Source organism: Streptomyces albofaciens JCM 4342, assembly GCF_008634025.1.
Classification (GTDB): domain Bacteria; phylum Actinomycetota; class Actinomycetes; order Streptomycetales; family Streptomycetaceae; genus Streptomyces; species Streptomyces albofaciens.
The window spans coordinates 3450875-3468046 of the sequence record NZ_PDCM01000002.1 but is presented as its reverse complement, the minus strand read 5'-3'; the positions used below and the strand labels follow the sequence as shown (position 1 = coordinate 3468046).

Below are 17172 nucleotides of genomic sequence, written 5' to 3'. Positions count from 1 at the left end.
GTGTTTCCCCCGCTCCTCCACGCAATGCCGCTACCAACCTAGCGCCGCCGCCCTCACCCCAACCCCGCCACCTCCCGCCGCAGCGCCTCGGTCAGCGGGCCGCGCAGGCGGGCGAAGTCCGCCACCGGGAGGGCGGCCGAGACGGCGGTGAGCGCGGTGGGCGGGGTGCCGGGGCCGCCGGGGCGTATCGGGACCGGGACGGCGATGCACGCCATGCCGGATACCGACTCCTCGCGTTCCACGGCCACGCCGTTCCGGCGGACGCGGCGGAGTTCGCGTTCCAGGCGGTCGGGGGCGGTGATGGTGTGCGGGGTGCGGGGTGGCAGGCCGCTGGTGGTCAGGTACTGGCGCCGGGTGGCGGCCGGGAGGGCGGCCAGCAGGGCGCGGCCGTGTGCCGTGGCGTGTGCGGCGGTGTCCTGGCCGACGGAGAAGGCGGAGTCCGGGCCGGCGGCGCCGTCCAGCACGGCGATCCCGCCGTCCCGGTACGTGCTGAAGAAGACGTCCGCGCCGGACGACCGGCGCAGCCGCAGCAGCACCTCGTGCACCCGCTCGTCGATCCGCAACTGCCGCTGGAACGCGTGGTGCAGGGCCGGTACGCGGTAGCCGAGGGTGTACCCGGCGGGCGTACGGGCCAGGTGACCGCGTTCGGTCAGCGAGCCGAGGAGGTCGTAGACCGTGGACAGGCCGCAGTCCAGCTGCCGGGCCAGCACCTTGGCCGGGACCGGCTCCGCCGCCTCGGCGACCGCGTCGAGCAGGTCCAGGGCACGGTCGACGGACTGCGGCATCGGGGGCTTCCTCCGGTGGTACGGGGCGGTCGGGGGCTGCGTGCGCGGACGGCGGACGGGCGGTTGGTCGGTGTACGCGTACGGCCTTCCAGGCTTGCACAGCATTTCGGCCGGCCGGGCCGGGTGCACGGGCGGGCCCCGCCGGTAGTGGTGACGGTCGTCACCGCTCGGGGGAATCCGGAATGTCCGGCTCCGCGACGCTGTTGCTGTGCGCAGGGCCACCACTTTTCCGATGCCGCGACGTCAACGCGATCTCGGAACCTAGCTCAACAGGAGTCATCTCGATGCAGTGCTTCGACTGTGCGGAACTCGGCAGCGCCACCGCCGCGCTGGCCGTCTGCGCGGAGTGCGGTGCGGCGGCGTGCGCCGCGCACGCCGCCGTGGTCCCGCGCACGGTCCACCGGACGGCGGGCCTGGGCCGCAGCACGTCCCACACGGCGGGTCGCCGCCTGCTCTGCACGCACTGCCGGCACGCGGCCACGGCGGCGGCGTAGCGCACGGAGCCCGCGGAGGTCAGGGCGCCACCAGGCGCACGATCTCGCGCGGGCGCACCTCCCGCTCGTCGAAGGCGAGGTCCAGTCCGGGCGCCGCCTGCACGGCGGCGAGCGACGCGCGGGACGCCTCCTCGGACTCCCACTGCACGATCGAGACCACCGCGTCGCCGTCCGCCGTCAGCCAGTAGTCCGCCGACAGGCAGCCGGGCGTACGGCGGAACTCCTCGGCGGTGCGGTGGACGCGGGAGACGAACTCGTCGCGGTGCGTGGCGTGCGGGTAGTGGTGTGCCACCATGCCGACCTTCATGATGCTTCCCTTCGTATGGTCCGACGGTGTGCCGTGCGGCCCGGGTCCGGGTGCTCCCCGGGGTCGTACGTGAGGCCGAGCGCGCCGGCGGCGGCCCTGGCCACGAGTGGTGCGTCGTGCGGGGCGTGCCCCGACAGGGCGATCGACGTGCCCTCGATCGCGCCGATGTAGGCGAGCGCGAGGGTCCCGGCGGGCGGGCCGTCCGGGCCGTCCGGGACCGCTCCCGCCTCGCGCGCCGCCTCGATCAGGGCGGTGCAGCGGTCGAGCAGATCGCGGTAGCCCTGTTCGACCGCGCGCCCGACCGGGTGGTCCTGTCCGGCGAACTCCAGCCGTAGCGCCATCGCCACGCGGGCGATGTCGCGACGGCAGTAGACGGCGTGCCCGCGCGCCAGTGTCAGCAGCGCCGCGACCGGGTCGGGTGCCCGCTCGACGAGCACGCCGACCTCCTGCCACCAGGTGTCCAGCACCCATTCGGTCACGGCCAGGGCCAGGTCCTGCTTGCCGGTGAACTGGTGGTAGAGCGCGCCGCGGGTGTACCCGACGTCCTGGGCGACCTGTTCGAGCCTGAGGTTGCCGTAGCCGTACCGGGACAGGCCCCGGGCGGCCGATTCGAGCAGCGCGGCACGCGTGCGCGCCCGCCGGTCGGCCTGCGTGGCACGGGGCTGCCGCGCCGCACCCCGCCCGCCGGGACGGTCCGGCCCGTCGTCCGTCCCGGCGCTCTTACGTACATGCATGTATGTATGTTAAAGCTGCCGTGTGTCAGGCCGCAACGGTCGCTTCGCCGGTCTGTCGAGCCGACGGTTCGGTTTCCGCCGGGCGTGCCCCCCCGGCCCATCACCGTCCGTCACCCGAACCGGAGACCGCTCCGCATGCGACGGCGGCGTCCCGGGGCCACCATGCGAAGAGTGCCCCGTGCTCGCTCCGTGAGGAGGTAGGGATGCTGCCGGTCGCCGATCTGCTGGCCGACTGTCTGCGGGACGCCCGTGCCACCTCGCTCGGCACGGTGCCGATCGGGCCGGACGACCCCGGATACGCCGATGCCCGGCGCGCGTTCCTCGCCGCCGGACTGGCCACACTCCGTGACGATGGGCCGGGTGCGGACTGGGTGCAGGTGAGCCTGGACACGGGCGCGAGGGCGCCGTACGGCCTGTACGGCCATCTCGCGCGGACCGCCCGCGAGCTCCTCGCCGCGGGCGCGGCCCGCAACTTCTTCTTCATGCACAAGCCGCCGGGCCTGCGCCTGCGCTTCCAGGCGCCCGCACGGGACGCGCGCGACGCGTTGCGCGCGGAACTGCTGGGCCGCTTCGCCACCGACGCCGGACCCGGTGTCCCCGGTGTGCCCGGTGTGCCCGGCGTGACGCTGTCCCGTCCGCCGGTCTGCGGGGTCTACGAGCCGGAGACGTACCTGTTCGGCGGGGCACGCGCGATGCCGTGGGTGCACGCGCTGTTCACCGCGGACTCGCTCGCCTGGCTCGATCATCACGCGGCAGCGGGCACCTCCGGAGCGGCGGACTGGCGGGTCTCGCTGACGCTGCTGCGCGACCTGCTCGACGGGCTGGGCATCGTCGGCTGGGAGCACCGCGGGGTGTGGGAGTCCGTACGGGACGACACCGGGCGGCGGCTCGGCGACGGCCCCGACGCGGCGGCCACGCGGCGCGCCGCCGAGGGCATCCGCGCGTTCTGGCGGCGCGGCCGCGACGAGCTGACGGACGGGCTGCCCGCGCCGGAGCGCGCCGCCCTGGAAGCCCACCGGGACGCGGTCGGCGCGGCGGCGCGGCAGTGGCGTACCGGGTACTTCGAGTCCGGCGACGCGACGGGGACCGGGCCGCGCCGGGCCGCCGCGTACTGCGTGATCTTCCACTGGAACCGCGGCCGGCTCTCCCTGGCGCGGCAGTCCCTGCTGACGGCGGCCCTGGCGGCGCCCGAGATGAGCCGGGCGCCCGGGACCCGTTCCCGCGCGGTGGCGGCGGTGACCAGCGGTGGATGACGCGAACACGCGCGGCCCCGACGGCCCCGCCCCCACCGTCCCCACCGCCCTCCTGCGCACCGCCGGCCTGCCCGCCGAGTTCTGGACCCGCGCGGGGAACCCGCAGCTCTTCGACCGCGTCGGCGAGTACGACCGCGCCCGGCGGCAGCAGGCCGACCGCGCCCGCGCCCTCGCCGAACAGCTGGGCACCACTGTGGTCCCGCACCCCGGACTCGCCGACACCGACCGCGGGGCCGTCCTGTCCCTGCGCCGCCGCCTGCACGGCGGCGCGGCCCCCGGCGAAGCGGACTGCGCATACCTGAAATCCCTGGCCACCGTCCCGGAGAGCCTGGTGCACGAGGCCGTCGCGGTGCACCGGATCGACGTACGGCTGTCCCGTACGCGCCGGGAACTGGAACGCGCGGTGGCGGACGAAGCGGAGCGTGTGGGCGCGCTTGGCTGGTCGCTGGCCTGCGCGAGCCCGGTCATGCGGGCCTTCCTGGACGAAGCGGCACCGGACCTGGTGCCGACCGTCGAGCGGCGGCTGGCGCACGGCGAGCCCTGGAGCGGCAAGCGCTTGCGCAAGAGCGCCGCGTATCTGTGGCGGGCGCTCGGCCGGGCCGCGGTGAAGACCACGCCGCGCGGCTGGGTGGGCCAGGTCGCGCCGGTCCCGCTCGAAGCCCTTCCGCGGTCCGGCCGTACGGCGGCCACGGAGGAGCCGCCGTTGCTCGCGCCCGGCACGGCCCTGGGCCCCATGGCCTCCGAGACGGCGGAGAACGTGCACGTGGCGCGGACCCGGCTGACCGCCGTGGACCTGACGACGGCGGACCCCGCGACCCCGCTCGCCCCCGCGCCGCTGCACTTCCGCGCGGACGGCGCCGTACGGTGCTGGGTGATCGATCCGGCCGTACGGGACCGGCTGCGCCGGGTCGAACTGCGCCGCACCCGGCCGCTGGACGCCGTACTGACACTGCTGGCGGAAGGGCCCCGCCCGCTGGGGGAGATCGAGGCGGCGCTGCTGGGAACCACGGGCACCACGGGCGGCGGGCCAGGCATGGGGCCGGGTGCCGGGCCCGGCACCGGTTCCGCCTCCGCCCCCGGTTCCGCCCCCGGCTCGGGACCCGGTACGCCGTACGACGACACCCGCCGCGTCCTGCGCGGCTTCCTAGCCCACCTGCACGGCCTCGGCGTCCTCCAGGTCTGCGCCGCCCCGCGCCGTCGGCGCAGCGCGTGGACCCCGGCGGTGGCCGTCCGCGAACGGGACCGGCTGCCGTGCACGGAGCCGCTGGGTGACGCGGACTTCGTGGACTCGTACCGCATGGCCGAGGGGGCGGGCTCAGGGGCGGCCTCGGTGCCCGTGGCGGCCGCCGACGCCGTACGCGATGCCCTGCGCACCGCCGCCCGCCTGGCCGCGCTGCGCGAGGCCGACCGTCATCCCGAGGCCCAACACGCCGCCCCTGCACGCCGGTTGCCGGACGAATTGCGTGACCTGGACGAGCGGCCACGTCCCCTCAGCGATCTCCTGGCCGGGCACTGGACCGGCACCGGGCCACTACCGGAGGACGGCAGGCCCACCGCCCCCGAGCTCCACCGCTACGAAGGCTGGCACCCGGCCCGTACCGCGCACTCCGGATACGCCCGCCTGCTCGCCCACCTCGCCACCCGTGGCGACGCGCGGCCGGTGGACCTCACCGACGCGTTGCTCGACACCTTCGGCGCGCCCCCGGGCAGTGCCGTCCTGCCGCCCTGGCCCGTCGACTGCCTGCTGCGGCCCCTCGCCGGTCCCGGACCGTCGGCCGTCCTGGAGACGGTCTCACCCGCCGGCATGCTGGACGCCCGGTTCGCCGACGCACTGGACGCCCTGCACGCCGGGCACGGGGGCTACGGCAACGCCGAGCGCCACCGTGCCTTCCTCGCCGCCGTGGAGCGGGAGGCGGACGTACGGTTCGTGGAAGTGCTGGTGCTGCCGCTGGCCGAGCGGGCGGCCAACGCCGTACGCCGTCCCCTGGTCACCAGCTGGTGGACCGGCGACCCCGACCCCGCGCCGTACTACGGAACCGCCCCGGACCCCGGCACGGCCCGCTACCTGCCCCTCGACCGCATCACGCTGCGCCGCGACGGCCCCCGGGTGATCGCGGAGGCGGACGGCCGGCGCATCCTGCCGGTCCACCACGGGACGCGCAGCGCCCTGCCGCCGTACGACGTGCTGCTGCGGCTGCTGATGGCCGCGGGCCACCCCGCGACGGCGTACCTCGTCCAGCTCGACGGGCTGGCGGGCGCGTTCCCGCGCGCCGAGCGGCTGCCCAGGCTGACGGTCGGCGGACGGCTGGTCGTCTCCCCGGCCGTCTGGCGGCTGCCGCGTACGGCCCTGTGGCGCGCCGGCGACACCGACCTGGCCAAGGCGCGCACCCTCGCGGCCCTGCGCCGCTCGGCCGGTCTGCCCCGGTACGCGTTCCTGCGGTACGGCGCGGGCGCCAAGCCCGTACCGGCCGACCTCGCGGCACTGCCCACGCTGCGCGTCGTCGACCGGCTGCTCGCCCGGGGAAGCGCGCCGGAGGGCGGCGGCGAACTGCTGGTCGAGGAGATGCTGCCCGCGCCGGACGGCCTGGTGCTGCGCGACCGCGCGCACCGGGGCGGCGACCGGGGCCGCGAGGGCGCGTACGTCGCCGCCCAGCTGCTCATGAGATTTCCGCACGACCGCGCGATCGGCGATCTCGCGGCGTCCGCGGCCGCCGCCCTGTGCGGCGGGACCCACCTCCCCGGAACGCTCGCCCCCAACGGGCGCGCCGCCGGGGCGGACCCCATCCATTGAGAGAAGGGAACATCGTCATGTCGGACACCATGGAACGCACCGAACTGACCGACCTGGACGAGCTGATCGGTGACCTGGAGACCCGGATCACCGAGACCGACCTGCCGGAGACGGAAGCGGACTCCGGCCACTGCAGTGGTGTGTGCACGGTGCTCGTCTGCACCATCGCCGTCTGTTGACCGGCACCGTCAAGGCCGTCCCTCCGGCTTCGGCCGGGCGGGCGGCCGCACCGGCGCTCCGCACCCTCGCCGTGGAGCTTCTGGAGGCCTGGGCCAGCCGTCAGGCATCCGGTGAGCAGGACGGGACCGCTCCTTGCGACCCGGGTGTCCCCGCGCTGGCCGTGCTCGTCGCGGACACCGGCACGCCCGCCGAGGCCGCCGCCGCGGGCGGCGCGGTGGCCGTGTGGGCCCGGGGCGTCGGCCGCGGCCAGGGCCGCCCGGGCCTGCACGACGGCGGCCTGGCGGGCACCCTCGCCGGACTCCGTCTCGGGGCCCGGCTCCACCCCCAGCTGCACCGGTTGGCCGACCGGCTGCGTGACCACCTGATCGCTGTCGCGAAGGCCCGGCCGTGGCGGCCCGAGGGCGTTCGGTTCCCGGATTACGACCTGATCGTCGGGCCGTCGGGGACGCTGCTCTCCCTGTGTGTCGGCGCGGACCCGGGCGAGGACCAACTCGCGCCTTGTCTGAGCCACTTGAGATCGCTCTGCGACGCCGGGGAGCTGCCCCGGCTGCACACCGACGGCTACGCCGGACACCCCCGCCTGAACTGGATGCAGGGCCGCGTCAACACCGGCATGGGCCACGGCGTCGCCGGTCTGGTCACCGCGCTCACCGCCGCGGTCCGGCACACCGGGTCCAACCGGGCGACCCGGCGCGCGCTGCGCAACGCCACGCACTGGCTCGCCCGCCAGTCCTTCGACGACGCCCGCTCCATCCGCAGCTGGGACGGCGCCGGGCCCGACGGGCCGCCGCCCGGCGGCGCCCGCGCCCGCCAGGCGTGGTGCTACGGCAACCCCGGCGTCACCTGGGCGCTGTGGAACGCCGCGGACGCCCTGGACGACGCCGCGGGGGCGGCGTGGGCCGCGCGGGCCTTCACCGGCCTCGCCGAGCGGTACGACACGGACTTCCACCTCTTCGGCGACCACCCCGCGGACCTGCTCGCCTGCTGTCACGGCGCCGCGGGCGTCCTGGCCGTCGCGGACGCCTTCCACCACCACGCGCGGCTGCCCGCCGCGACGGCCCTGCGCGCACGGCTGGCCCGCCACCTCCTGGACCGGCTGCCCGATGTCCGGGCGCTGGGGGAGGAGCGGATGGGGCTGCTGGGCGGGGCGACCGGTCCGCTGTGCGCGCTGCTGAGCGTGGCCGTACCGGAGGCGGACCGGCTGTGGCAGCCGTGCTTCGGCCTCCGCTGAAGGCTCCCTCTAGGCCCAAAGATCGGTGATCGCCACGTCCAGCTCCGCCAGCAGCCGCCGCAGCAGCGGCAGGGACAGGCCGATGACGTTGCCGGGGTCACCGTCGATGCCGTCGATGAACGGCGCCGACCGGCCGTCCAGGGTGAAGGCGCCCGCCACGTACAGCGGTTCGCCGGAGGCGACGTACGCGGCGATCTCGGCGTCGCTCGGCTCGCCGAAGCGGACGGTGGTGGAGGCGGTGGCCGACACCCGGCGGTCCCCGGCGGCCGTGTCGATCACGCAGTGGCCGGTCCGCAGGACGCCGGACCGGCCGCGCATCGACTTCCAGCGGGCGGTCGCGTCCTCGGCGTCGGCGGGCTTGCCGAGCGCCCGCCCGTCCAGTTCCAGGACCGAGTCGCAGCCGATGACCAGCGCGCCGGCGGCCTCCGGGCGCGCGGCCACCGCGTCCGCCTTCGCCTCGGCGAGCACCCGGGCCAGCTCGGCCGGGCTGTCGGCGGTGATCGCGTCCTCGTCCACGCCGCTGACGACGACCTCGGGCGCGAGCCCGGCCTGGCGCAGCAGGCCGAGCCGGGCGGGGGACTGGGAGGCGAGAACGAGACGGCGGGCGGCGGCGCCGGGCTGAACGGTCATGACCTCCATCGTACGGAGCGGGGCGGACGCCGTACGGCGCCCGCCCCCTCCCTGCCGGTCCGGCGGCTCGCTCACTTGCCGAGCACGGCCTCCATGACCTTCTTCGCGATCGGGCCGCCCAGCTTGCCGCCGGCGATCTCCGAGCGCGGGATGTCCATGTCCGAGGGGTCGACGAAGACCGCGACCGCGACCGGCGAGCCGTTGCCCTGCTTGGCGTACGAGACGAACCAGGCGTACGGGCGCTCGTCGCGGACGTTCGCGCCGTGCTGGGCGGTACCGGTCTTGGCACCGACCTTGACGCCGTCGATCAGCGCCTTCTTCGCCGTGCCGTTCTCCGCGGTGTTCTCCATCATCTCCTGCACCTTCTTCGCGGTGCTCTCGGAGACGGCCTGGTTCAGCTCCTTGGGCTCGAACTTCTCGATCGTCGACAGGTCCGGGCCGCGCGTCTCCTCGACCAGGTACGGCTGCATGACCTTGCCGTTGTTGGCGAGCCCGGCGACGACCATGGCCATCTGGAGCGGGGTGGCGGTCAGGCTGCCCTGGCCCATGCCGGTCAGCGCGGTCTGCGGCTTGTCCAGCTTCTCGGGATAGCCGCTGGTGGCCGTGCGGACCGGGGTGAAGAGCTTCTGGTTGAAGCCGAACTTCTCCGCCGTCTCGCGCATCTTGTCCTTGCCGAGCCGGTTCGCCGCCTCCAGGTAGGTGTTGTTGCAGGACCACTGCATGCCGACCTTGAGGGATGCGTTCTCGCACGGCGCGGTGGCGATGTCGTTGCCGACCTTGGTGGCCGTCTGCGGCAGCGTGTACGGCACCGGGGCCTGCACCGGGGTGTCGATGTCCGGGACGACGCCGTGCTCCAGGGCCGCGGCGGCGGTGAGGATCTTGAACGTGGAGCCGGGCGGGTAGATCTCCAGGGACGCCCGGTTGTTCATCGGCTTGGACTTGTCCTTGATGAGGGACGTGTACTTGTCGCCCTCCTTGAAGGAACTGCCCGCGAAGACCGACGGGTCGTAGGACGGCGTGCTCGCCATCGCCAGGATCTTGCCGGTGCCCGGCTCCAGCGCGACCACCGCGCCCTTGGCGTCGAGGTCGGTCAGGCTCTTGTACGCGGCCCGCTGCGCCTTCTCGTTGATCGTCGTCAGCACGTCGCCGCCGCGCGGCTTCTCACCCGTCAGCACGTCCTTGGCGCGCTTGAGGAAGAGCCGGTCGTCCTTGCCGCTGAGGATGTCCTTGTAGACGCCCTCCAGGAACGTGGTGCCCTGGGACTGCGAGGCATAGCCGGTGATCGGCGCGTACATCGGGCCGTCCTTGTAGACCCGCTTGTACTTGAAGTCGCCGGCCGTCTCGACGGACCCGGTGATGGGCTTGCCGCCGACGATGATGTTGCCGCGCGGATAGGAGAACGCCTCGATCTTCACCCGGCGGTTGTTCTCGTCGTTCGCCAGCGAGTCCGCCTGGACGAACTGCACCCAGGTGGCGTGCACCAGCAGCGCCAGCACCAGCACCCCGCAGAAGACGGCTATGTGTCTCAGCGGCCTGTTCATCGCTCTCCACTCCCCTTGCCGTACGGCCCGGTGCCGCGCGGGCCGCGCCGTACAGGCGCCCGAATTGCGGCCTTCAGAGGTAAAGGATGTCCCAAGTGGGGGTGGCGGTTGCAGTCGGGGTGTGTGAGCCGGTCCTCTTCGTCCGTTTCCGGGCGGCGGCCGGGGCCCACGGGAGCGCCGGGCGCTCAGGCCCCGCCGACCAGCATGACCATCAGCACCACCGCGGCCACGGCCAGCACGATGCCCACCCGGTGGAGCATCGCCTGTACCTGGCGCAGCTCCTCGGGAGGCTCGTCGGGCGGATCGGACCACAGCATCCTTCGATCCTGCGCCGGGAACGCCGACGACGCCTGAGTACGCGTACTCAAGCGCCGTCGGGTATGGGGACTACGGCGGCCTCAGCGCGGCCAGTAGCTCGTGCGCCACGCCCGCGGCCCCGGGTGCGGCAGCCGGCGGCGCGGGATCGTGGACGCCGGGTCGGCCCATTCGTCCGTACGCTCCGGGCCTGGCGCGGCGGACGCGGCGGCAGCGGCGGCGGCCGCCGCGCGGGTGCGGACCACCGCCAGTGCGGCGGCCAGCTCCTCGGGTGTGGGGTTGCCCCGGACGACCTTGATCATGGTCAACCGACCTCCTGGAGGGGTTGCGGCGAACGGCGGACAGTGCCGGTGACGGGCACGGGCTGCCCTACAGCGGGATGTTGCCGTGCTTCTTCGGGGGCAGCGACTCGCGCTTGTTGCGCAGCGTGCGCAGCCCGCGCACGATGTGCCGGCGGGTCTCCGACGGCATGATCACCGCGTCCACGTAGCCGCGCTCGGCCGCCACGTACGGGTTGAGCAGCGCGTCCTCGTACTCCTGGATCAGCTCCTGGCGGCGGGCGTCCTGCGCGGCCGGGTCCTCGATCGCGGCGAGCGTGCGGCGGTGCAGGATGTTGACCGCGCCCTGCGCGCCCATCACCGCGATCTGCGCGGTCGGCCAGGCCAGGTTCAGGTCGGCGCCCAGGTGCTTGGAGCCCATGACGTCGTACGCGCCGCCGAACGCCTTGCGGGTGATCACCGTGATCAGCGGAACCGTCGCCTCCGCGTACGCGTAGATCAGCTTGGCGCCGCGCCGGATGATGCCGTCCCATTCCTGGTCCGTACCCGGCAGGAAGCCCGGTACGTCCACGAACGTCAGCACGGGGACGTTGAACGCGTCGCAGGTGCGCACGAACCGCGCCGCCTTCTCGCTCGCGTTGATGTCCAGCGTGCCCGCGAACTGCATCGGCTGGTTGGCGACGATGCCGACCGCGTGGCCCTCCACCCGCCCGAAGCCGGTGACCATGTTGGGCGCGAAGAGCGCCTGCGTCTCCAGGAACTCGCCGTCGTCGAGGACGTGCTCGATGGCGGTGTGCATGTCGTACGGCTGGTTCGCCGAGTCCGGGATCAGCGTGTCCAGCTCGCGGTCGTAGTCCGAGGTCTCCAGGTCCGCCTCCTCGGGGAAGGCGGGCGGCTCGGAGAGGTTGTTGGACGGCAGGTAGGACAGCAGCGCCTTGACGTACTCGATGGCGTCCTTCTCGTCGCCCGCCATGTGGTGCGCGACGCCCGAGGTGGTGTTGTGCGTCCGGGCGCCGCCCAGCTCCTCGAAGCCCACGTCCTCGCCGGTGACGGTCTTGATGACGTCGGGCCCGGTGATGAACATGTGCGAGGTCTGGTCGACCATGACCGTGAAGTCGGTGATGGCGGGGGAGTACACCGCGCCGCCCGCGCACGGGCCGACGATCAGCGAGATCTGCGGCACCACGCCGGAGGCGTGCACATTGCGGCGGAAGATCTCCGCGAACAGGCCGAGCGCCGCCACGCCCTCCTGGATACGGGCGCCGCCGCCGTCGTTGATGCCGATGACGGGGCAGCCGTTCTTCAGGGCGAAGTCCATCACCTTGACGATCTTCTCGCCGTAGACCTCGCCCAGCGAACCGCCGAAGATGGTGAAGTCCTGCGAGTAGACGCAGACCGTACGGCCGTCGACGGTGCCGTAGCCGGTCACCACACCATCGCCGTACGGCCGGTTCTTCTCCAGGCCGAAGTTGGTCGAGCGGTGCCGCGCGAACTCGTCCAGCTCGACGAACGAGCCCTCGTCGAGCAGCAGCTCCACGCGCTCACGCGCCGTCAGCTTGCCCTTGGCGTGCTGCTTTTCCACGGCCCGCGCGGACCCGGCGTGGGTGGCCTCCTCGATCCTGCGCTGAAGATCGGCCAGCTTGCCCGCGGTCGTGGTGATGTGTGCTTCCGGCTCGGACATCGGGATGCGGCTCCTGCTCGTCCTGGACTGGTGCTCGTACGAAGGTGGTACGGGGGTTGAACGGGGATGGCTACCGATTCGTAGCGTATCGGCGGGACTGCTCAGCGGCACTGCGTCGTTGACCACACCTAGGCTGGGGCCATGACGCCTCAACCACCGGAAAACCAGGACAAAGACCATTCGGGGCCCGGCGCCGGGGGGCGCTGGTCCGACCTGGAGCGCCCGCCGCTGAACCCCATGGCGCTGCGCCGCGCGCTGCTGCGGCCCGGCGCGCTGTGGACCGACCTCGATGTGGTGCCCGCCACCGGCTCGACCAACACCGACCTCACCGCGCGGGCCGCGGCCGGACTGCCCGAGGGAACCGTCCTCGTCGCCGAGGAGCAGTCCGCCGCGCGCGGGCGGCTGGACCGCCGGTGGTCCGCGCCGCCGCGCTCCGGCCTCTTCTTCTCCTTCTACCTGACGCCGAAGGTGCCCGTGGAGCGCTGGGGCTGGCTGCCGCTGCTCGCCGGGGTGGCGACCGCCAGCGCGGTGGCCCGCACCGCCGGGGTGGACACCGCCCTGAAGTGGCCCAACGACCTGCTGGTCACGGTCGGTGACGAGGAGCGCAAGGCCGGCGGCATCCTCGCGGAGCGCGCCGGGGACGGCGTCGTGATCGGCATCGGCCTCAACGTCACGCTGCGCGCGGATGAGCTGCCCGTGCCCGGCGCCGGTTCGCTGGCCCTGGCCGGTGCCAAGGTCACCGACCGTGACCCGGTGCTGCGGGCGGTGCTGCGGTCGGTCGAGGACTGGTACGGGCAGTGGACCGCGGCCGACGGCGACGCGGCGGCCTGCCGCCTCCAGGACGCGTACGCCGCCGGGTGTGCCACGCTCGGCCGGACCGTACGGGCCCAGCTGCCCGGCGACCGGGAGCTGCGCGGCGAGGCGGTGGCCATCGACGGGGACGGGCGGCTGGTGCTGGCGACGGAGGAGGGGATGCAGCAGCCGGTCGACGCGGGCGACATCGTCCACCTGCGGCCGGCGGGGCAGGAGTGACGGGCCGGGGGGTCGGTGGGGCCGATGAGGTCGATGGGAACGAAGGGGGATGGCGGGCCGGGAAGGGGCCGCACGGGCCGACGGGAGCCCTGATCGGGCCCGCGTATCCGGTTGCGTCCATATAGCGGTCAAGAACGATCAGATCCTGGTCAAGAAACCTCGGGAGCAATCGCACTTATGTGCCGTTGGGGGCGAAAGCAACGAGGTGGGAGAGTGAGCCAGAGCACACCTGCCGTATCGTTGAGGCGGTCCGCCGTGCAGCGGACGACGAGCGAGCAGTGATCGGAAGGGCAGTGCGCAGGGAACGGACAGGGAGCGGGCGGTGACCGCCGACGACTCGGGCGCCGGCCCGCGCGAAGCGGACATCGCCCCTCGTGAGACGGGGGCTGCTCGCAGTGAGGGGGACCCGGCGCGGACGGACGGCGGCGCGTCCGCCGACGCCGCCGCCACGCGTACCGGCGGCCGTACGGCGGGCGCCGGGGCCGCGGACGGCGCGGTGAACGGCGTGGCACGGGCCGACGGCGCGGGCGACGCCGGTGACGACGACACCATCGCCATCCGCCTGGAACAGCTCATCCTCGGCGCCGAACGCCGCTACACCCCCTTCCAGGCCGCCCGCAGCGCCGGTGTCTCCATGGAGCTGGCCTCCCGCTTCTGGCGCGCCATGGGCTTCGCCGACATCGGCCAGGTCAAAGCGCTGACCGAGGCCGACGTACTGGCGCTGCGGCGGCTGGCGGGCCTGGTGGAGGCCGGTCTGCTCAGCGAGGCGATGGCGGTCCAGGTGGCCCGCTCCACCGGGCAGACCACGGCCCGGCTCGCCGACTGGCAGATCGACTCCTTCCTGGAGGGCCTGACCGAGCCGGCGGACTCCGGCATGACCCGTACGGAGATCACCTACCCGCTCGTCGAACTGCTCCTGCCCGAGCTGGAGGAGTTCCTGGTCTACGTCTGGCGCCGCCAGCTCGCCGCCGCGACCGGCCGCGTCGTCCAGGCCCAGGACGACGCGGAGATGGTCGACCGGCGGCTCGCGGTGGGCTTCGCCGACCTCGTCGGCTTCACCCGGCTGACCCGCCGCCTGGAGGAGGAGGAACTGGGCGAACTGGTCGAGGCGTTCGAGACCACCGCCGCCGACCTGGTCGCCGCGCACGGCGGCCGGCTCATCAAGACGCTCGGCGACGAGGTCCTGTTCGCGGCCGACGACGCGGGCACCGCGGCCGAGATCGGCCTGCGCCTCATCGAGACCATGGCCAACGACGAGACGATGCCGGAGCTGCGCGTCGGCATCGCGTTCGGCACGGTCACGACGCGGATGGGCGACGTCTTCGGCACGACCGTGAACCTGGCCAGCCGTCTCACGTCGATAGCGCCCAGGGACACGGTGCTGGTCGACGAGGCGTTCGCGGAGGAGCTGGGGCGTACGGGCGAGGCGCCGGTCTCCGAGGCCGACGCGAAGGCCGCCGCCGAGGCCGCGGAGGGCGGCGCGGGGCCGCTGCCGGAGTACCGCTTCGCGCTCCGGCCGATGTGGCAGCGGCCGGTGCGCGGCCTGGGCGTCGTGGAGCCGTGGCTGCTGGGCCGGCGTACGTGATCGCCCGGCGCCGGTGGACATCCGGCGCCCGCGACCGGCGTCCGGCGCGGCCGGGCCGTGGGCCGTGCCGCTCCGCGCCCGGCTGAACCGTGCGCCGTGGCCGCTCCGCGCCCGGCTGCCTCTTGCGCCCCCTGGTTAGAGTGACGGAACGATCGTTAACCAGGGAGGGTTCCGCATGGACACGCAACGCTTCGGGGACTTCGTCGGCGTACACCGGCACGGGCACGTGGCCGAACTGCGGCTGGACCGGCCCAAGGCGATGAACGCGGTGTCCACGGCCATGGCGGACGCCATCACGGCCGCCTGCGACGCCCTCGCGGCCGACCGCGAGGTCCGCGCCACCGTGCTGACCTCCACCCACGAGCGGGCGTTCTGCGTGGGCGCCGACCTGAAGGAGCGCAATTCCTTCAGCGACGCCGACCTGATGCGGCAGCGCCCGCGCGCCCGGGCCGCCTACACCGGCGTCCTGGAACTGCCGATGCCCACCGTCGCCGCCGTCCACGGCTTCGCGCTCGGCGGCGGCTACGAGCTGGCGCTCGCCTGCGACCTGATCGTGGCGGACCGTACGGCCGTGGTCGGCCTGCCGGAGGTGTCGGTGGGCGTGATCCCGGGCGGCGGCGGTACGCAGCTGCTGCCGCGGCGCGTCGGCGCGGCCCGCGCGGCGGAGCTGATCTTCACGGGGCGGCGGGTGGAGGCGGCCGAGGCTCATGAGCTGGGCCTGGTGGACCAGCTGGTCGACGAGGGCCGGGACACCGAAGAGGCCCTGGCCCTGGCCGGACGCATCGCACGCAACTCCCCGGTCGGCCTCCGCGCCGCCAAACGCGCCCTGCGCCTGGGCCACGGCCTCGATCTGAGGACCGGCCTGGACCTGGAGGACGGCGCCTGGCGCAGTGTGGCGTTCTCCGGCGACCGGGCGGAAGGCGTGGCCGCCTTCAACGAGAAGCGGCGGCCGGAGTGGCCCGGGGAGTGAGCGCCGCCGCCGCGCGTGCCGGGTGAGCCCGGCCCGTCCGACGGCGTCGTGACCCACCGTGTCCGCCCGGAGAAGGCGAACGGTCCCGAACGTTCCTACGCTGTAGTGATACGAAGCGCGCACGGTGACGGAATGTGAGGTCCGGTGACGGACGACGGTGACGACAGGCTCCCGGCCGTGGCGGCGCTGGCGCAGGCCATGGCGGACAGCCACACGCCGCGCGAGTCGGTGCTCGCCGCCGCGGAGGGGGTGCGGGCGGCCCTGGGGGGCTCCTTCGCGGCGATCTCCGCCTGGGAACGTGAGCTGGGCCGGCTGAAAGTGCTGGTCAACGCCGGTGAACTGGCCGAGGGCGAGGAGGAGTTCCCCCGGGACGAGGCGTATCCGGTGCACGAGTTCCCGGAGATCGTCGGATTCCTGCACGAGCAGTGGGCCGCGGGCGGCCGGCCCGGCGCGTGGGTCGAGACCGCCGACGGCCCGGTCCGGGAGGGGCCGTACAACCACCAGCGGGTGGCCGCGCTGCGCCGTCGCGGCCGGGGCTGCTGCGTGGTCGCGCCGATCGTGCTGCACGGGCGCGCGTGGGGCGAGCTGTACGTGGCCCGCCCGGTCGGGGAGCCGGTCTTCACACCGGCGGACGCGGACTTCGCCACCGTACTGGCCGCGGTGACCGCCGCCGGGATCGCGCAGGCGGAGCGGCTGGCGGAGGCGCGCCGGCTGGCGTTCACGGACGCCCTGACCGGCCTGGCCAACCGCCGCGCGGTCGACAAGCGGCTCGACGAGGCGCTGGAGCGGCACCGCCGGGACGGCGCGGTGGTGAGCCTGGTGGTGTGCGATCTGAACGGGCTGAAGCGGGTCAACGACTCCTGCGGGCACGCCGTCGGCGACCGGCTGCTGGAACGTTTCGGCTCGGTGCTCTCCCTGTGCGGCGCCATACTCCCGGACGCCCTCGCCGCCCGGCTCGGCGGCGACGAGTTCTGCCTGCTCACGGTGGGCCCGTCGGCCGACGAGGTGGCCAAGGTGGCCGCCGAGCTGTGCGACCGCGCCGCGGAGCTGGAGCTGGGCGAGGGCGTCGCGGTCGGCGTCGCCTCGACCGGCGACCCGATCGGCCCGGTGCGCTCCGCCCGGCGCCTGTTCCGGCTGGCCGACGCCGCCCAGTACCGGGCCAAGGGCGCCGGCTCGCGCCGCCCGGTCGTGGCGGGCCGGGACGGCGGTACGGACGACCCGGTGGTACGCCTGGCCGACGCCCCGGAGCGCGCCTCGACGACGGAACGGCGCCGGTTCCGGAGGTGAGACGCCCGTACGGTGGCCGGAGCTCCGGCCGGTGACGGGGTCGGGCGGCGGGCATTGCCGGGGCCGCTGCGAACCCAG

The 17172-nt window shown here is 74.3% G+C and carries 17 protein-coding genes; 9 read left to right on the top strand and 8 right to left on the bottom strand.

Translation table 11 applies throughout. The features are described 5' to 3' along the window. Nucleotides 1–53: 53 nt before the first annotated feature. Nucleotides 54–785 (bottom strand): IclR family transcriptional regulator, encoded by a 732-nt coding sequence (locus tag CP973_RS34945; RefSeq protein ID WP_150247992.1) that lies wholly within the window; start codon nucleotides 783–785, stop codon nucleotides 54–56. 284 nt (nucleotides 786–1069) lie between these two features. Here CP973_RS34945 and CP973_RS34940 point away from each other — a divergent pair, with 284 nt between their 5' ends. Further along, nucleotides 1070–1279 carry a DUF2180 family protein gene (locus tag CP973_RS34940; protein WP_150247991.1) on the top strand — a complete coding sequence of 70 codons (210 nt, stop codon included), beginning with the start codon at nucleotides 1070–1072 and terminating at the stop codon, nucleotides 1277–1279. 19 nt (nucleotides 1280–1298) lie between these two features. Here the strand turns inward: CP973_RS34940 and CP973_RS34935 are convergent, their stop codons facing one another. Together CP973_RS34935 and CP973_RS34930 are read right to left on the bottom strand one after the other, a co-directional pair. Next, on the bottom strand, nucleotides 1299–1586 hold the full coding sequence (locus CP973_RS34935) for an antibiotic biosynthesis monooxygenase (RefSeq protein ID WP_150247989.1): 288 nt from the start codon (nucleotides 1584–1586) through the stop codon (nucleotides 1299–1301). Further along, nucleotides 1583–2320 carry a TetR/AcrR family transcriptional regulator gene (locus tag CP973_RS34930; RefSeq protein WP_150247987.1) on the bottom strand — a complete coding sequence of 246 codons (738 nt, stop codon included), beginning with the start codon at nucleotides 2318–2320 and terminating at the stop codon, nucleotides 1583–1585. The genes CP973_RS34935 and CP973_RS34930 overlap by 4 nt, the downstream gene beginning before the upstream one ends. A gap of 203 nt (nucleotides 2321–2523) precedes the next feature. Between CP973_RS34930 and CP973_RS34925 the strand changes: the two genes are divergently transcribed. From CP973_RS34925 to CP973_RS34915, 4 genes are read left to right on the top strand one after another with little or no spacing between them, the layout of a single operon-like run. Next, a complete protein-coding gene (locus CP973_RS34925) occupies nucleotides 2524–3573 on the top strand; it encodes a thiopeptide-type bacteriocin biosynthesis protein (RefSeq protein ID WP_150247985.1) in 1050 nt (349 codons plus the stop codon). Further along, the gene (locus tag CP973_RS34920) at nucleotides 3566–6364 is read left to right on the top strand and encodes a lantibiotic dehydratase (protein WP_150247983.1); all 2799 of its coding nucleotides are present in this window, start codon (nucleotides 3566–3568) and stop codon (nucleotides 6362–6364) included. The genes CP973_RS34925 and CP973_RS34920 overlap by 8 nt, the downstream gene beginning before the upstream one ends. 17 nt (nucleotides 6365–6381) lie before the next feature. Further along, nucleotides 6382–6543, top strand: coding sequence for a hypothetical protein (locus CP973_RS40265; RefSeq protein ID WP_167538468.1), 162 nt, complete (start codon nucleotides 6382–6384; stop codon nucleotides 6541–6543). Next, nucleotides 6540–7775 carry a lanthionine synthetase LanC family protein gene (locus CP973_RS34915; RefSeq protein WP_244410193.1) on the top strand — a complete coding sequence of 412 codons (1236 nt, stop codon included), beginning with the start codon at nucleotides 6540–6542 and terminating at the stop codon, nucleotides 7773–7775. Before CP973_RS40265 ends, CP973_RS34915 begins: the two co-directional genes overlap by 4 nt. Before the next feature lie 9 nt (nucleotides 7776–7784). Here CP973_RS34915 and CP973_RS34910 read toward each other — a convergent pair whose 3' ends face one another. The 5 genes from CP973_RS34910 to CP973_RS34895 form a co-directional block, all read right to left on the bottom strand. Further along, nucleotides 7785–8405 carry a Maf family protein gene (locus CP973_RS34910; protein ID WP_150247981.1) on the bottom strand — a complete coding sequence of 207 codons (621 nt, stop codon included), beginning with the start codon at nucleotides 8403–8405 and terminating at the stop codon, nucleotides 7785–7787. 71 nt (nucleotides 8406–8476) lie between these two features. Beyond that, nucleotides 8477–9946 carry a peptidoglycan D,D-transpeptidase FtsI family protein gene (locus tag CP973_RS34905; protein WP_150247979.1) on the bottom strand — a complete coding sequence of 490 codons (1470 nt, stop codon included), beginning with the start codon at nucleotides 9944–9946 and terminating at the stop codon, nucleotides 8477–8479. Between the two features lie 185 nt (nucleotides 9947–10131). After that, nucleotides 10132–10263 (bottom strand): morphogenic membrane protein MmpB, encoded by a 132-nt coding sequence (gene mmpB / locus CP973_RS41520; protein ID WP_280119047.1) that lies wholly within the window; start codon nucleotides 10261–10263, stop codon nucleotides 10132–10134. Between the two features lie 81 nt (nucleotides 10264–10344). Beyond that, the gene (locus tag CP973_RS34900; RefSeq protein WP_030628704.1) at nucleotides 10345–10563 is read right to left on the bottom strand and encodes an acyl-CoA carboxylase subunit epsilon; all 219 of its coding nucleotides are present in this window, start codon (nucleotides 10561–10563) and stop codon (nucleotides 10345–10347) included. Between the two features lie 67 nt (nucleotides 10564–10630). After that, entirely contained in the window at nucleotides 10631–12220 is a 1590-nt protein-coding gene (locus CP973_RS34895) for an acyl-CoA carboxylase subunit beta (RefSeq protein ID WP_150247977.1), read from the bottom strand. A 141-nt stretch (nucleotides 12221–12361) separates the two neighbouring features. Between CP973_RS34895 and CP973_RS34890 the strand changes: the two genes are divergently transcribed. The 4 genes from CP973_RS34890 to CP973_RS34875 all read left to right on the top strand — a co-directional run bounded on the left by CP973_RS34890 (nucleotide 12362) and on the right by CP973_RS34875 (nucleotide 17094). Then, nucleotides 12362–13252 (top strand): biotin--[acetyl-CoA-carboxylase] ligase, encoded by an 891-nt coding sequence (locus CP973_RS34890; RefSeq protein WP_150247975.1) that lies wholly within the window; start codon nucleotides 12362–12364, stop codon nucleotides 13250–13252. Between the two features lie 322 nt (nucleotides 13253–13574). Next, the gene (locus tag CP973_RS34885; protein WP_150247973.1) at nucleotides 13575–14837 is read left to right on the top strand and encodes an adenylate/guanylate cyclase domain-containing protein; all 1263 of its coding nucleotides are present in this window, start codon (nucleotides 13575–13577) and stop codon (nucleotides 14835–14837) included. A gap of 175 nt (nucleotides 14838–15012) precedes the next feature. Then, a complete protein-coding gene (locus CP973_RS34880; RefSeq protein ID WP_150247972.1) occupies nucleotides 15013–15807 on the top strand; it encodes an enoyl-CoA hydratase/isomerase family protein in 795 nt (264 codons plus the stop codon). 198 nt (nucleotides 15808–16005) lie between these two features. Continuing rightward, the gene (locus tag CP973_RS34875; RefSeq protein WP_150250714.1) at nucleotides 16006–17094 is read left to right on the top strand and encodes a GGDEF domain-containing protein; all 1089 of its coding nucleotides are present in this window, start codon (nucleotides 16006–16008) and stop codon (nucleotides 17092–17094) included. Nucleotides 17095–17172 lie beyond the last annotated feature (78 nt).